Raw genomic sequence first — 16,431 nt, forward strand, 5'->3', positions numbered from 1 at the left:
GACGCCTTGTTTTCACCGCTTGCGATGACAGGTGCTGTCAGCAGGCCTCAGAACTCGTCCCAATCCTGCGCCAGGGCCGTATTGCCATGGCTCTTGGGCACGGGCTTTGCGGCGGGTTTTGCCACGGCCTTGGGCTGGCGGACAGAAACGGGCGCTGCCGCAAGACGCTGGTGGCCCTCGATGCGGAACACATCGACGATCTTGTCGAGTTCGCTGGCCTGGGCTTCGGTCTGTTCGATGGCGGCATTGGTCTCTTCCACCAGCGCCGCATTGTGCTGGGTCATTTCGTCCATCTGCCGCACGGCGACGGTCACTTCCTCAAGCGCCGCGGACTGGGTGCGATTGGCCTGCGCGATCGTATCGATCAAGGTCGCGCTCTCCTGGGCACCGGCCAGAATATCGAGCAGCACTTCGGCGGCGCGGGCGACCAATTGCGTGCCGCTACGCACTTCGGCAGCGCTGGTTTCGATCAGCGCCTTCACTTCCGAGGAGGCATTGGCAGCCGACTGTGCCAACCGTCGCACTTCCACGGCGACGACGGCAAAGCCCTTGCCTGCTTCGCCGGCGCGCGCCGCTTCCACCGAAGCGTTCAGGGCAAGCAGGTTGGTCTGGAAGGCGATGTCATCGATCAGACCGATGATGTTGGAAATCTTGGCCGAAGAGGTTTCGATTGCACCCATGGCGCCATTAGCGGCGGTGATCGCCTCCCCGCCGGTCGTCGCGCTTTCCGCCACGCTACGCGCCTTGTCGCTGGCGGTCGCCGCGCGCTTGGCGTTCTCCACCACAGCTGTCGAGAGCTGTTCGATCGCCGCCGTGGTCTCTTCGATCGTCGCCGCCTGGCGGGTCGTGCGGTCGGCCAGGTCATTGGTGCCCGACAGAATCTCGCTCGTCGCCACCTTCATCTGGCGCGAGGTCTGCTGCAATTGCGCGACAATGGTGCTGAGCCGCTCGGCCACGGCATTGGTATCGTGCTTGATCTGGTCGAATTCGGGCTCGAGCTCGGCCGTCACGCGCGTCGTCAGGTCGCCCCGCGCCACATCCTGCAGCACCGCGCCGGCGGCGGACACAGCAGCCTCGATCTTGGCCTTGGCCGCATCGTCGGCTTTCTTGGTATCTTCATTGAGCTTTTCGAAATAGGCCGAGACGCCGATATCGATGTCGAGCAGGACCGCCTTGAGTACCGAAACCAGCGAGCCGGTCAGCACTTCAACGTCCTTCATGATCTCCTTGGGATCGCGCGGCACCGAACGCCCGAACGCACCCTTGGTGGGGGTCAGCGCCGTAGCCATGTAATCGGTGATGATACCGGTCACCAGCGTTTCGATGATGAGACTGTATCCACCAATATGCCAGCGCGGTTCGAGCCCGATCAGCGCATGTCGAAGGCCGACGCGCGTGCTCGCTTCAAAGTAGTTGGCATCGAGTTGGCCCGAGGCAATGGCGCTCCAATGGCCGACCTGCTTGCCCTGGGCGCGGTTCATCTGCGGCTTGCCATCGAAGAAGCGCGCCACGGCCGGAACGGTCGCGATATGGCCATAGAACCGCTCGAGCGCCGGCACGAGATGGGCTTCGATCAGCGGCCGGATACGCACGAGGCGCGACCGGGCCTCCTCATCGAGTTGAACGAAATCCAGCCGCGACTGCAGCAGCTCGTGAGAAGATTTAGACATGACCGGCCTTTGACGAACGTCGGGATTACTTGGCTTGAACCGCGCGCAAGTTCCCAATCTTGGTCACGATCAACCCCAGAACCCTATGGCACTCTTGGTAAATTTCCGGTTTACCGGTTCAAAATTGCCCAAAGAAAAGGCAGTTGTAGCTAGGCCGCCGAGCGCTCCTGCCGTGTGCTCCTTGGCTCCTGGCGGAAGACATCGACAATGCTGTCAAGCTTGGCCGCCTGGGCTTCGGTCTGTTCGATGGCCGCATTGGTCTGTTCCACCAGCGCCGCATTGTGCTGCGTCATTTCGTCCATTTGCCGAACGGCGGTTGCCACCTCATTGAGCGCGCTCGACTGTTCGCGGCTGGCCTTGGCCATCTCCCCGATCAATCCAAAACTGTCCTCAGCCCCGTGCAGGATGTCGTCCAGTTTTCGTGCCGCCTGTTCGACGAGCTGGGCGCCGGTCCTCACTTCGCCGGCGCTGGTCTCAATCAGGGCCTTGACGTCGGCCGAAGCCTGCGCCGCCGATTGCGCAAGGCGCCGCACTTCCACCGCCACCACCGCAAAACCCTTGCCCGCATCGCCCGCCCGCGCCGCTTCTACCGAAGCGTTGAGGGCAAGGAGGTTAGTCTGAAAGGCAATATCGTCGATCAACCCGATGATGTTTGAAATCTTGCCCGACGAGGCCTCGATGGCCGCCATGGCTGCGGTCGCGTCTCCCATCACCATGCCGCCCTTGGTCGCGTCTTCGGCCAAGCTACGAGCCTTTTCGCTGGCTGTCGCCGCCCGCGTTGCATTGTCGGCAACGGTCCCGGCAAGCTGCTCGACGGCGGCCGAGGTTTCCTCGATGGTTGCCGCCTGGCGCGTCGTGCGCTGCGACAGATCATTGGCCCCAGCCAGGATTTCGGCGGTCGCGGTCTTGAGTGAACCCGACGCATTGCGCAGGCCACCAACAATGGTTTCGAGTTGGCTCAGCGACTGGTTGAAGGCCTGCCGGAGCTGCTCGTATTGCCCGGTAAAGCTGGTATCGATCCGCCCGCCAAGGTCCCCGTTGGACATGCGCGCAAGGCTCTGCGTCAGCAGCGCAATAATGCCTTCGGCCCGCTTGCGTTCGGAAATATCGGTGGCGAACTTGACGACCTTTACCACCTTGCCGGCGGCATCGAAAATGGGGTTGTAGGAGGCCTGGATCCAGATCTCCTTGCCGCCCTTGCCAAAACGCTGGAACTCAGCCGAGATATATTCGCCCGCCCCCAATCTTTGCCAGAAGGAGCGGTATTCAGCGCTTGCGGCAAAGTCCTTGTCGCAGAACATGGAATGATGCCGCCCGACGATTTCTTCGAGGCGATAGCCTAGGGTGGCGAGAAAGTTCTGGTTCGCCTCCATGATCGTACCATCGAGCTTGAACGCAATGACGGCCTGGACGCGTGAAATCGCTTCCACCTGCGCCTTGTGATCGGCCGCCCGGCTTACCTGCTCGGTAATGTCGGTGGCAAACTTGATGACCTTTACCGGCTTGCCGGACTTGTCCATGACCGGGTTGTAGCTCGCCTGGATCCAGATTTCGCGCCCGCCCTTGGCAAGCCGCCGATAGGCCGCGGACTGAAATGAACCGCGCCGGAGCTCGGCCCAGAAATTCCTGTACTCTTCGCTCGTCGCAAAGGCAGGATCGCAGAACATCGAATGGTGCTTGCCGACGATTTCGTCGAGGCGATATCCCATCGCGCCGAGAAAGTTCTCGTTGGCCGTTATGATCTTGCCTTCAAGGGTGAATTCGATGACTGCCTGGCTACGCGATATGGCCGCACACTTGGCCTCGAGATCACGTATCGAAGCACCCTGCCCAAAGCCCAGCGCTCGCATTTTTTGGCCTCTTGTCTGGGACGACAGCCGCCTATCGTCCTCTTTATGAGGCTGCGCCCCGAGGGTTAACAAAGGCTTTCTTGCCAAGTAGAATGTTTTTCGTATTTTACGAACCGCATGTAAAAAAGACATGCGTCGAATTAATATGACAAAATCCGTCAGTAGATAATTCGACTATACTCTACGTACGAATGCGCATTCGCGATTGCATCTATCGTTACTAAATCTTGGGCGATGATAAGCGCGCCTTTATTGAGGGCACTCTGTCCCGGCGAATAACGAGGGGCGCCATCTCGGCGCCCCTTTGCTTTCAGTGCTTGGCGAACTAGTCGTCCGCGCCGTGGTCTCGATCAGAACTCGTCCCAGTCCGCCGAGATGGCAGCGCTGCCCTGGCTGAGATAGGCCTTGGCCGCTTTCTGGCTTGCAACCGGTCGTGGTGCCGGGCGGTGAGACCTGGACACTGCCGGCTGGGGCGCGGCAGATCGATCGTCGGTGTGGAACACCGCCACGATCCGATCGAGCTCGCTCGCCTGGGCTTCGGTCTGCTCGATGGCGGCATTGGTTTGTTCCACCAGCGCCGCATTGTGCTGGGTCATCTCGTCCATCTGACGGACGGCAACAGTCACTTCCTCGATCGCCGCGGCCTGCTCGCGGCTGTCGCGGGCCATGCCTTCCATCAGCGCCGAATTGGAGCGCGCCGCCTCAAGCATGGCGGCGAGTTTTGCCGCCGCTTCCGCCACGAGCTTGGTACCGGCCCCGACTTCACCCGAGGACGCCTCGATCAAGGCTTTGACGTCCGAGGAGGCCTGGGCGGCCGACTGGGCAAGCCGCCGCACTTCCACGGCCACCACGGCAAAACCCTTGCCGGCATCGCCAGCACGCGCCGCTTCCACAGAAGCGTTGAGGGCCAGCAGGTTGGTCTGGAAGGCGATATCGTCGATGAGGCCAATAATGTTGGAGATCTTGCCCGAGGAGGTGGAAATCTGCTCCATGGCCTTGGTGGCGCGGCTCATCACTTCGCCGCCCTCTTCGGCCGTGCGGCTCACCAATTGCGCATCGGCATTGGCATCGCGCGCCCGGTCGGCATTCTGCAGCACGGTATGAGCCAGCTGCTCCATGGCCGCCGAGGTTTCCTCGATGGTCGCCGCCTGCTTGGTCGTGCGTTCGCTGAGATCATTGGCGCCCGAGAGGATTTCCCCGGTTGCCGTCTTGATCGAGCGCGAGGTGTGCTTGAGCTGGCCGACGACATCACTCAACGTCTCGGCCACGGCATTGGCGTCGTTCTTCAACTTGGCAAAGGCGCCACTGAAATTGCCCTGCATGCGAACTGTGAGGTCAGTCTGCGCCAGGGCCCCGAGCACGATACCGGTTTCCGACACGCCACTATCGACCGTCTCGACCAGCGAATTGACGCTGCGCGCGAGGCTGTTGAGTTCGGCATCGGGGAATTCGGCATGGACGCGCTTGGTGAAATCGCCGGCAATGGCGGCATCCACCACTTCGCCGAAAGCGGCCTGCAGGTCCGTCATCATGGCGCGGCGCTGCTGTTCGTCCGCCACGATGCGCGCAGCCTCCGCCTCGGTCATCTGGCTGATCTTGAGCCCGTTTTCGCGGAACACTTCCACGGCCCGCGCCATATTGCCGATCTCGTCCTTGCCCTGCTGATAGGGCACTTCGAGGTCATATTTGCCCTGCGCCAGCTCGCGCATGATGGCGGTCATCTTCTGGATCGGACCGGAGATGAAACCTGCGCCGAACCACACCAGACCCAGCGCGACCAGCGCCAGGATCGCCGCGGCGCCGATGGCGAGATTGCGGGTATTATCGACGCCGGCATAGATCGTTGCCAGCGGCACCTGCATGATCATGGTCCACTGCTCGGGCACGCCCGGGAACTGCATCTGCGTGGTCACGGCGAACTGCTGCACGCCATCGGCATCAGCATAGGCCATGCCCTGTTCCATGCGCGCGGTGTCCTGCAGCGCCGCGGCGACATCGGGCGCCACCGCCGTACCGGCCAGCGCCGGATCGGGATTGACGATCCAGAGGCCGTTATTGCTGATGATCTGCACTGTGCCCACGCCAAACGGCTTGAGCTGACCGATCACGCCGGCGATCGTGTCGAGCGTCAGGTCCGAGGTCAGGATGCCGATTGGCTTTTCGTTCTTGCGGATCACGACGCTGACCGTGGTCATCAGCACCGTCTTGCCGCCCACGGTGTAGCTATAGGGCGGCACCAGCGTATTGCGGTTTTCCTTGATCGGCAGGTCATACCATTCGCCGGTTCCGGCCTCCGGCGACATATCGAGCTGTTCGACGATCAGTTCGCCATTGGGCCGGGCAAAATAGGGAACAAAGCGACCCGCCTGGTCTGAATAGGCATGGCCAATGAATTCTGCGTCGCGGCCGTCGGGCTGGTTCGGCTCGAAAGCCAGCGTCATGCCCATCAGTGTCGGCCGCGCTTCGATCGCCTGGGTGACGATGCGGCCCAATTGATCGCGGTCGATCACCGGACCCTGAATGGCGCCTTCGATCGCAGCACCCACGCCTTGGGTCATGTTGACGATGCCACCGAGCTGGCCGGAAGCCATCTGCGAATAGGAGGCAACGAGCGCCCTAGCGCGCTCCTGCGCTTCGGTGCCCGCCGTCTGGTACATCAGGGCGATGCCGCCCGCGATGAGCCCGGCCATGCTTACCGCAAACAAAACCCCGGCGCCCGTTACCAGCTTGGCGCGAATGGAAAGATCGGAAAACTTCATTTCAACGCAATTGCCTCCACGCCCTTCTGGGCGGAATCCCCTCGCACAGGCCACTGCCGTCCCCCGGCCAAGCCAAGAGAAAGCGCCTATGAGAGGGCTGTCTGGTGGCCGCCGAAGCGGACCATGATTTGCAATGTCTGCGTCCGAATGTAGCAATGCATGATTTGGGTTAAGTGCCGGTAAAGCATATCGGCAAATGAAGACGGCGCCCAAAGGGGCGCCGTCTTGATGCTTCGATCTGAGAACCAAAAGGTCAGAACTCGTCCCAGTCGGGCGACAACGCCGCATTGCCCTTGGACTTGAAGACGGGCGCTGTCGGACGCCGCGATTGCACTGCAGGCTCGGCCCGGCTTTCATCGACGGTAAAGATATCGACGACCCGGTCGAGCTCGGCCGCCTGAGACTCGGTCTGCTCGATCGCCGCGTTGGTCTCTTCCACCAGCGCCGCATTGTGCTGGGTCATCTCGTCCATCACCCGCACCGACGTGCCCACTTCCTCGATGGCCTGGGCTTGCTCCCGGCTCGCCTTGGCGATGGTCTGCATCACCTCGGCATTGCGCACCACAGCGTCGAGCATGCTTTCGAGCTTTTTCGCCGCAGTGGAGACGAGGCGCGAGCCGCCGCTCACCTCCGTGGCACTCTTCTCGATCAGTTCCTTGACCTCCGCCGAGGCCTGCGCCGCCGATTGCGCGAGGCGCCGCACCTCGACCGCAACCACGGCAAAGCCCTTGCCCGCCTCGCCCGCCCGCGCTGCTTCCACCGAAGCGTTGAGAGCCAGCAGATTCGTCTGGAAAGCGATGTCGTCGATCATGCCGATGATATTGGAAATCTTGGCAGAGGATTGGGTGATGCGCTCCATGGCCTCATTGGCCTCGCCCATCACCACCCCTGTTGCCTCGGCTTCGCGCGACACATTTTCGGCATCGGCTCCCGCCTTGCCCGCCAGTTCCGCATTGCTGGCAACGGTCGAGGCAAGCTGCTCCATGGCGGCCGAGGTTTCTTCGATCGTCGCCGCCTGCTTGGTGGTCCGCTCGGAAAGGTCGTTGGCGCCGGAGAGGATTTCTCCTGTCGCCATTTTCAGCGCCCGCGAGGTCACGCGCAATTGGCCGATGACATCGCATAGCTTGTCCGCGACGCCATTGGTATCGCCGCTGAGCTTGGCAAAGGCCCCCTGATAGTTCCCCGCCATGCGGTGCGTCAGGTCGGCCTCGGCAAGCCGGGACAGCACCTCCCCGGTCTCGCTCAATCCGCGGTCGACGGTTTCCACCAGCCGATTGACGCTGCCCGCGAGACTGTTGAGTTCGGGATCAGCAAACTGGGCATGCACGCGCTTGGAAAAATCGCCGGCAATCGCAGCATCGACCACTTCCCCGAAGGCTGCCTGCAAGGCAACCATCATGTCGGTGCGCTCAATGCGCCGACGCTGCGAGGCAAGCCGTTCTTCCTCGGTCATCTCCGTCATCTTGAGGCCATTGGCGCGGAACACTTCGACGGACTTGGCCATGGCGCCCACTTCGTTGTTGCGGGCGACATAGGGAACGACGGCGTCGTAGTCGCCGCCCGAAATGGTCTCCATGACCTTGGCCAGCCGCGGCACGGGCGCCAGCAGTAGCCGCGCGACGAAGAAGCCGAAGACACCGAGAACAACCAGCACGCCACCACCAACCGCCAGCAGCAATTGCAGCAATTGCTGGATCGTTCCGTCAACCCTTGCCCGGTCGACGCCGACATAGAGCACGCCAAGCGTCTTGCCGCCCTGATCGACGATCGGCTGATAGGCCGTGTAATAGGGCCGCCCAACGATGGTCGCCTCACCGAAATAGGCCGTGCCTGCCGCAACCGAGTCATAGGCCGGACTGGTCTTGCCCAGAACCGTGCCGAGAATACGCTCGCCCTTTTCATCGACGATCGTCGTCGTCATGCGCACGAAATCCTGCTGCGCCTCGTCCCAGCCGAAGATCGTGGCGGATTCTCCCGTCAGCCGCACGATCGAGTCGACAAGGTCATGATTGAGGAACTGGCGCGGCATGGCCCAGGCAACCAGACCATCGAGATCCCCGGTCTCGCTCCACTTGGCCTCGGAACCCGGCAGATTGCCGGAAAGGATCGTCGCCGCCGTCTTGAGGTTGGCATGCTGTTGTTCGATCGCCTGCTCCCGAAGAGCCGTGCCGAGGCTTGAATAGACTGCAAATGTCACGGCGCTGATCGACAGAATAATCGTCACCACGACCAGACAAACAATGGCAGAGGTAACTTTGACATCGGCAACGAAGGCCGAAATTCGGCTGAACATGAAATACCCCCCTCAAGCGCTCGATTAAGACGAGTTTGCGCACTATCAGGGAATGTTAGCACCCCGCTATTAACCAGATATTATTGCTGATCTTCAGACAAGAACCCCGACCCGCACGCAGCAAGTCGGGGTCAATATTGAACACAAATGCCTGTTATTACTTAGAATTCATCCCAGTCAGCAGCCAAAGCAGTATTTCCCGCGCTGCGCACCGTGGGCGGGGTCCGCCGCGGCGACGCTGAAACGCTCCGCTTTTCCGCCGGGACTGCCGCAGAGGCACCGCGATCATCGAGCCGGAAAATATCAACGATCCGGTCCAGTTCGCTCGCCTGGGCTTCAGTCTGTTCGATCGCAGCATTGGTTTGTTCCACCAGCGCCGCATTGTGCTGCGTCATCTCGTCCATCTGCCGCACGGCGGTCGAAATTTCCTCGATGGCGCCGGCCTGCTCACGGCTGGCGCGGGCAATGGCCTCGAGCGAGACGGTATTGTCGCGGATGGCACCCAGCACCGAAGCAAGCTTGCTCGCGGCCTCCTCCACGAGCCGCGATCCTGAAGCCACTTCCCCCGCGCTTTGCTCGATAAGGACCTTCACCTCAGCCGAGGCCTGAGCCGCCGATTGCGCCAGGCGCCGCACTTCCACCGCCACGACCGCAAAACCCTTGCCGGCGTCACCCGCTCGCGCCGCTTCCACCGAGGCGTTGAGCGCAAGCAGGTTCGTCTGGAACGCAACATCGTCGATCATGCCGATGATGTTGGAAATCTTGGCCGAAGACTGCGTGATCCTCTCCATAGCCTCAGTCGCATCCTGCATGGCGAGGCCGCCATGCTCGGCCGTCTGGGTGACCTGCGCAGCATTGGCGCTCGCATCCCTGGCGCGGGCCGCATTGCCCATCACGGTCGATGTCAACTGCTCCATGGCTGCCGAGGTTTCCTCGATGGTCGCGGCCTGCCTCGTCGTGCGCTCGGAAAGATCATTGGCGCCGGAAAGGATTTCGCCGGTCGCCGCCTTCAGGGCCCCCGAGGTGGAGCGGAACTGCGTCACGATATCGGTCAGTTTTTCGGCCACCGCATTGATGTCAGCCTTGAGTTTGGCAAAGGCACCGCGATGCTCGCCCTGCATGCGCTGGGTCAGGTCAGTATTGGCCAGGGCATTTAGCACGGCCCCAGTCTCGCCGAGCCCACGATCGACGCTGCCCACCAACGTATTGACCGACTTGGCGAGACCATTGAGCTCGGCATCGGGAAACTGCTCGGGCACACGACGAGAAAAATCCCCGTCGATGGCCGCATCGACCACATCGCCAAAGGCGCGTTGCAGCTCGATCATCATGGCCTGACGATCCTCGGAATCGCGAATGATGCGCGCCGCCTCCGCTTCGGTCATCTGCGCAACTTTCAGTCCGCTCTCGCGGAAAACTTCTACGGCGCGGGCCATGGCGCCGACCTCATTGCCGCGCTGGACATAGGGAACATCGGTCTCAAACCGCCCCTCGGCAATCGCTCCCATGGCCGCCGCAATGCGGGGCAGCGGACGCGTGATGACAAGGCTCAGGAGGTAGCCGAGAACACCCAGCACCAGCGTCGTCACCATCGCAATGGTCAGCATAAGCACCATCATGCCCTGCACCGATTGCTCAATGGCCTCAAGCGTTTCCCCGACGAGGATCGCGCCGGCCACCGCCCCGTCCTCTCGGACCACCGGGTGATAGGCAGCATAATAGGTTTCGCCGCCGATCGTCTCTTCACCCAGCCATGAGCGCCCTTCCTTCATCGCTGTCATGACGGCACCCTGCGGATCCATGATCTGACCCTTGAGGCTCGCACCAGCCTCATCCACCAAGGTGGTGGTATTGATCACCAGGTCCTTGGTGTCCTTGTCGGCGATATAGATCGCCGTTTCGCCGCCCGTGACGCGGGAGATGCCATCGACCAGTTCGGTATCGAAGAAGGGCAGCAGCGCCCACAACGTTACCTGCCCCAGCGCACCATCGTCTCCCCAATTGACAACGGTCCCGCCGGCCTTGTTGGTCGCCGCGGCAAAGATGGTGGCGGCCGTACGCAGGTTCGCCTCCTGCCGGTCGCGGCCCTGCTGCATCATCGTGCTGGAGAAGTTGAGGTAGATGCCGATCGCAACGACGGTAATCGACACGACGATGGCAGCGGTCACCACAGTCGCAATAATAAATCTCAGGCTTAGACGCCCGAAAAAGGCGGATATAGACCGTGCCATTCTTGTCCCTCGGATGAGCAGCGTGGCGCGAATCTTAGAGGAGTTGAATTTAATCAAGTATTACAATGATTTAGATCGACATCATTTTCATTTTTGCACCTCCGCATTGAAAATGCTCTCAATGAAATCGACATCGATACCCGGCTTTTTCAGTACGGGCTCCCCAGACGAAAATGGGGAAGGCCCGCTTCCGAGCCTTCCCCAGTTCTAATGAAGGAGTTGAGCGGAGTTTTACCTAGAACTCGCTCCAGTCGTCAGCCTTCACCGCGGCATTGCCGTGGCTGAGATAGGCTTTGGCGACCGACTTGAGTTTTTGCTGGATACCACGTGCACCCTGCGGTTCTGCGGGTGCCGCCGAAACCACCTTCCGCCCGTCGGTCGCAAAGATGTCGACGATCTGATCGAGCTTGGTGGCCTGTGCCTCCGTCTGCTCGATAGCCGCATTCATCTCTTCAACCAGCGCCGCATTGTGCTGGGTCATTTCGTCCATCTGCCGGACCGCTGCATTGACTTCCTCGATAGAGGACGCCTGCTCGCGGCTCTCGCGGGCAATGCCGGTCATCAGGTCATTGGAGGACCGCGCTGCTTCCAACATGGCCGCGAGCTTCGAGGCGGCGTCGCTGACGAGACGAGTGCCCCCCTTCACTTCGGTCGCGCTCTGCTCGATCAGCTGCTTCACATCCGAAGACGCACTGGCCGCACTTTGTGCCAGGCGCCGCACTTCCACGGCCACCACGGCAAAACCCTTGCCCGCCTCACCGGCCCGCGCGGCTTCCACGGAGGCATTGAGCGCAAGCAGGTTGGTCTGGAAGGCGATGTCGTCGATCATCCCGATGATGTTCGAGATTTTCGCCGAAGACTGGGTAATCCTCTCCATGGCCTCGGTCGCCTGCGCCATCACCTGACCGCCGACTTCCGCCGAACTTGTCACATCGCCTGCCGCCGCGCTCGCCTCCTGCGCCCGCTGCGCATTCTGCAAAACCGTCGCCGCAAGCTGCTCCATCGCCGCCGACGTTTCTTCGATCGTCGCCGCCTGCTTTGTGGTGCGTTCGGAGAGATCATTGGCCCCGGAGAGAATTTCTCCCGTTGCCGTCTTCAGCGTGCCCGAAGTTGCCCGCAACTCTCCAACCACATCGGTCAGGCGATCTGCCACTGCATTGACGTCCGACTTCAACCGCGCAAAGGCGCCTTGATATTCGCCTTCCATGCGGTGGGTCAGGTCAGTATTGGCCAGCGCCGAAAGCACCACGCCCGTCTCGCCAACCCCACGATCCACCGTCTCGACAAGCCCATTGACCGAACGCGCCAGCGCATTGAGTTCGTCATCCGGGAAATCGGCTTCTACCCGGCGCGAAAAATCGCCCGATATCGCCGCATCCACCACATGCCCGAACGAGCGCTGCAGATCGGTCATCATCTGCTGGCGGCTTTCCTGTTCCGACAGGATGCGCGCCGCCTCCGCCTCGGTCATCTGGCTGACGCGCAGGCCGTTCTCGCGGAAGACTTCCACCGCCCGCGCCATGGCGCCGATCTCATTGCGACGATCGACATAGAGCACCTCGGTATCAAAATTCCCCTCGGCAATCGCCTGCATGGTCGCGGCGAGTTTTGGCACAGGCTTGGTCAATTGCCGCGAAACGATCAGCGCCAGCGCCCCCATCACGGTCAACAGCACGCCACCGATCACCAGCATGCCCGGAATCGACGCACGCGCCGACGCTTCCGCCGCGCCGAGATCCGCACCGACCCAGAAAGCACCGAGCAAGGTATTGTCGAGCTTGAGCACGGGGAAGAACTCACCCCAATAGGTTTTGCCCAGCAGCTCTACTTCGCCCTCATAGGGCAACGATTGCGACAGGGCTGCATGGGCTGGACTCTGCGGATCAACGGCAAAGTCGATGGCCCGCTCATCGCCCTCGCCGACAAAACTCGACGTCTTGGCCAAGAACTGCCCGGTCGCCGGGTCGATCGCAAAAACCACGGCCTCTCCGCCGGTCACGCGGGTGATCGAGTCCACCGTGCCATTGTCGTAAAAGCGCGGGATGGAATAGGTCTGGAAGGCGCCGACATTATTGTCCTCGGCCCAGGTCACCACGGAACTCGCGAGACGCTTTTCGAGGATGGTCGCGGCGGTCTTGAGGTCGGTCCGCTGCTGGAGCTGGGCCTGCTGCAATGCCTGCTGATGCAGTCCCATGTAATTGCTGACCGAATAGGCGATGATCGTCACGACGATGCTACCCAGAACCAGTCCGGAAATAGCCGTTGTCAGCTTGATGCTGCCAAGCGCGGAAAAAAGTCTCATGCGTCCCCCTGAGCACCCTGCCCGGTGCCGTCACCTCAAATCTGTCCGCGCGCATCCTAGAGAACGGGGGGTTAATGCAGTGTTTCTTGTATGGTAGGACAGAACAAGAAAAAGGGCGCCAGTGGCGCCCTTTTTTGTCGAGGTGACAATGATCTAGAACTCGCTCCAGTCGTCGGCCTTAACCGCAGCATTGCCGTGGCTGAGATAGGCTTTGGCGACAGACTTGAGTTTTTGCTGGATGCCACGTGCACCCTGCGGCTCTGCGGGTGCGGCCGAAGCCACCTTCCGCCCGTCGGTCGCAAAGATATCGACGATCTGATCGAGCTTGGTGGCCTGTGCCTCCGTCTGCTCGATGGCCGCGTTCATCTCTTCAACCAGCGCCGCATTGTGCTGGGTCATCTCGTCCATCTGCCGGACCGCTGCATTAACCTCCTCGATGGAAGACGCCTGCTCGCGGCTCTCGCGGGCGATGCCAGTCATCAGGTCATTGGAGGACCGCGCTGCTTCAAGCATGGCCGCGAGCTTCGACGCCGCATCGCTGACAAGACGAGTGCCACCCTTTACTTCGGTCGCGCTCTGCTCGATGAGCTGCTTCACGTCCGAAGATGCGCTGGCCGCACTTTGCGCCAGGCGCCGCACTTCCACGGCGACCACCGCAAAACCCTTGCCCGCCTCGCCGGCCCGCGCCGCTTCCACAGAGGCATTGAGGGCAAGCAGGTTGGTCTGGAAGGCGATGTCGTCGATCATGCCGATGATGTTCGATATCTTGGCCGAGGACTGGGTGATCTTCTCCATGGCCTCGGTCGCCTGCGCCATCACCTGCCCGCCGACTTCAGCCGAACTCGTCACATCGCCTGCCGCCGCGCTCGCCTCCTGCGCCCGCTGCGCATTCTGCAAAACCGTCGCCGCAAGCTGCTCCATTGCCGCTGAAGTCTCTTCGATGGTTGCCGCCTGCTTGGTGGTGCGTTCGGAGAGATCATTGGCCCCCGAAAGAATTTCTCCCGTCGCCGTCTTCAGTGTCCCCGACGTTGTCCGCAGCTCGCCAACGACGTCTGTGAGACGATCGGCCACCGCATTGACGTCCGACTTCAACCGCGCAAAGGCGCCTTGATACTCGCCTTCCATGCGGTGGGTCAGGTCGGTATTGGCCAGCGCCGACAGCACCACGCCCGTCTCGCCAACCCCGCGATCCACCGTCTCGACGAGCCCATTGACCGAACGCGCCAGCGCGTTGAGTTCGTCATCCGGAAAGTCGGCTTCCACCCGGCGCGAGAAATCGCCTGATATCGCCGCATCCACCACATGCCCGAACGAGCGCTGCAATTGCTGCATCATGGCCGCGCGATCGGCCTGACCGCGAATGATGGAGGCAGCTTCCGCCTCGGTCATCTCAGCCATGCGCAGGCCATTCTGCCGGAACACTTCCACGGCCCGGGCCATGGCGCCGATTTCATCGCCGCGCGCCCCGCCCAAAACTTCCACCGAAAGGTCGCCTTCGGCCAATGTCTCCATCGTGTGGGTCAGGCGGGAGATTGGCCGGCTGATGGAACGAGCAAAGAAGAAGCCCAGGACAGCCGCAATGGCCAGCAAGACACCACCCACCAGCAGCGTCATGTTGCGCATGCTGACAACAGGGGCAAAGGCTTCTTCTTCCGGCTGCACGGCCGTGACCGCCCAGGTGACGCCGCCCACGCTGACAGGTTCGGCCCGCACCACCATGGGCGCACCGCGATAGTCCGTGCTCATCCCCTCGCCGACCTGGCCGGAAAAGGCTGCAGTCACGACATCGGAGGTCAGCGTCGTGACGAGAACGTCGTCGGCCGCGGTCTTGGGTGACTCGCTGCGAAGCAGGCCATCGGCCCCCACAACGATCACTTCGCCACTCTTGCCCATGCCAGACAGGGCGGACACCCGGGCACTCATCGCCGCCGGCGAGATTGCCAGCACCATGACGCCCGTTTTCTCGTCCTTGTCATAGACCGGCATGGCCATGAAACTCTGCGGCGCGCCGGCCGGTCCATAGACGGCAAAGTCGACAAAGGCAGCCGAGCCGTCCGCAAGGTCCTTGGCCGCGACAAAGGCCTGACCAAGCCCGGATACAGCAAGAGCGGGGTCGGCAACGACATTGCCGGCAAAGTCCATGTTCTTTGAAACCGAATAGACCACATCCCCGGTGGCGCTGATCAGCAACACGTCGGAATAGCCGCGCTCGACCTGCAAGGTTCGGAAGCCGGGATGGAAACGCTTGTGCGGTGCATCATAGGTGGCGCCCTTGGCGCCGACGCTATCGACCGCGGCGCGGTCCGCCGGATTGGGGTTTTCGGTGACATAGGCAGCCTGCAATTGCAGCGCTGCACGTTCCTTGAGCCCCATGCGCAATTCCTCGAGCGCACGAGTGAGGTTCTTCATCGCCGTAACAGTGTCGGAGCGCTGCACGAAGAGCCGGAGATCAACCTCGGCGCTCGAAAAATACTCGCTGACCAGCGTCGTCGCCGTATTGAGCGAAGCCTGCATGGATTGGTTGCGCTGTTCCTCGACCGTGCCGAGGCCGATGAAATAGCTGGCAATGCCAACCCCGGCACTCACCACCAGCGCCGAACCAACCAAAGCCAGCGGCAGCTTCTGCGCGATGCGCAGTTGCGGAAATATCCTCACCCTCGTCCCCCTGAGCCTGCCCGATCCCCGGCCCTCCAGCCAGACCGCCTCCCGGCCGGCGAAACGCCTCACAGGATCGAACGAATTGCGTCCTGCAATCGATACACATTTAGGTTTAACTACTTATTACGCCCAAAGCGGCGCCCCAAAAGGCGAAGCGCCCGCAACCGGCCGGTTGCGAGCGCTTCAGCAATTGGTTCTGTTCTCAGGCGATCAGGTCAGCGCTCCGATCACGGCCTCGATGCGCTTTTTCATGGTCGAAACGTCGAACGGCTTGATGATGTAATTGTTGACGCCGGCCGAAATCGCTTCCTTCACCTGCTCGGCGTCGGAACGCCCGGTCGCCATGATGAAGGGCATCGCCTGGGTGCGCGGATGCTTGCGGATCACCTTGAGCAGGGTCAGCCCGTCGATATCGTCCATGTTCCAGTCGGAAATGATGAGATCGACATTCGCCCCTTCGAGCTTGCCCAATGCATCGCGGCCAGACTTGGCCTCGATGATGTCCTTGAAGCCGAGCTGATTGAGAATGTACTTGCAGATGCCACGCATGGACTGCTGGTCATCAACGATCAGGACGCTGACAGCACTGGCTTTAGGCATGGACTCTATCTACCTCTTACGCGCCGGAGCCTGAGCCCCGGTATTCAAGTTCATCCTAGGTGGGAGAG

Annotated in this window: 8 protein-coding genes; all 8 read right to left on the minus strand. The window is 61.5% G+C overall.

The window, feature by feature from the left end:
- Positions 1 to 47 precede the first annotated feature (47 nt).
- Complete coding sequence (locus tag NVV77_RS10245; protein WP_295412692.1) at positions 48 to 1,670, minus strand: globin-coupled sensor protein; 1,623 nt, start codon at positions 1,668 to 1,670, stop codon at positions 48 to 50.
- A gap of 149 nt (positions 1,671 to 1,819) precedes the next feature.
- Positions 1,820 to 3,520, minus strand: coding sequence for a methyl-accepting chemotaxis protein (locus NVV77_RS10250; RefSeq protein WP_295412693.1), 1,701 nt, complete (start codon positions 3,518 to 3,520; stop codon positions 1,820 to 1,822).
- Positions 3,521 to 3,870: 350 nt separating this feature from the next.
- The gene (locus tag NVV77_RS10255; protein ID WP_295412695.1) at positions 3,871 to 6,279 is read right to left on the minus strand and encodes a methyl-accepting chemotaxis protein; all 2,409 of its coding nucleotides are present in this window, start codon (positions 6,277 to 6,279) and stop codon (positions 3,871 to 3,873) included.
- A 253-nt stretch (positions 6,280 to 6,532) separates the two neighbouring features.
- Positions 6,533 to 8,572, minus strand: coding sequence for a methyl-accepting chemotaxis protein (locus tag NVV77_RS10260; RefSeq protein WP_295412696.1), 2,040 nt, complete (start codon positions 8,570 to 8,572; stop codon positions 6,533 to 6,535).
- Positions 8,573 to 8,733: 161 nt separating this feature from the next.
- Entirely contained in the window at positions 8,734 to 10,740 is a 2,007-nt protein-coding gene (locus tag NVV77_RS10265; RefSeq protein WP_295412697.1) for a methyl-accepting chemotaxis protein, read from the minus strand.
- Positions 10,741 to 11,038: 298 nt separating this feature from the next.
- The gene (locus NVV77_RS10270) at positions 11,039 to 13,105 is read right to left on the minus strand and encodes a methyl-accepting chemotaxis protein (protein WP_295412698.1); all 2,067 of its coding nucleotides are present in this window, start codon (positions 13,103 to 13,105) and stop codon (positions 11,039 to 11,041) included.
- A 153-nt stretch (positions 13,106 to 13,258) separates the two neighbouring features.
- Positions 13,259 to 15,760: a methyl-accepting chemotaxis protein gene (locus NVV77_RS10275; RefSeq protein WP_295412699.1), complete on the minus strand. Its 2,502-nt coding sequence runs from the start codon at positions 15,758 to 15,760 to the stop codon at positions 13,259 to 13,261.
- A 213-nt stretch (positions 15,761 to 15,973) separates the two neighbouring features.
- Entirely contained in the window at positions 15,974 to 16,363 is a 390-nt protein-coding gene (locus NVV77_RS10280; RefSeq protein ID WP_035085417.1) for a response regulator, read from the minus strand.
- Between the last annotated feature and the right edge of the window lie 68 nt (positions 16,364 to 16,431).

This window comes from Devosia sp., from assembly GCF_024707125.1.
Lineage (GTDB): Bacteria > Pseudomonadota > Alphaproteobacteria > Rhizobiales > Devosiaceae > Devosia.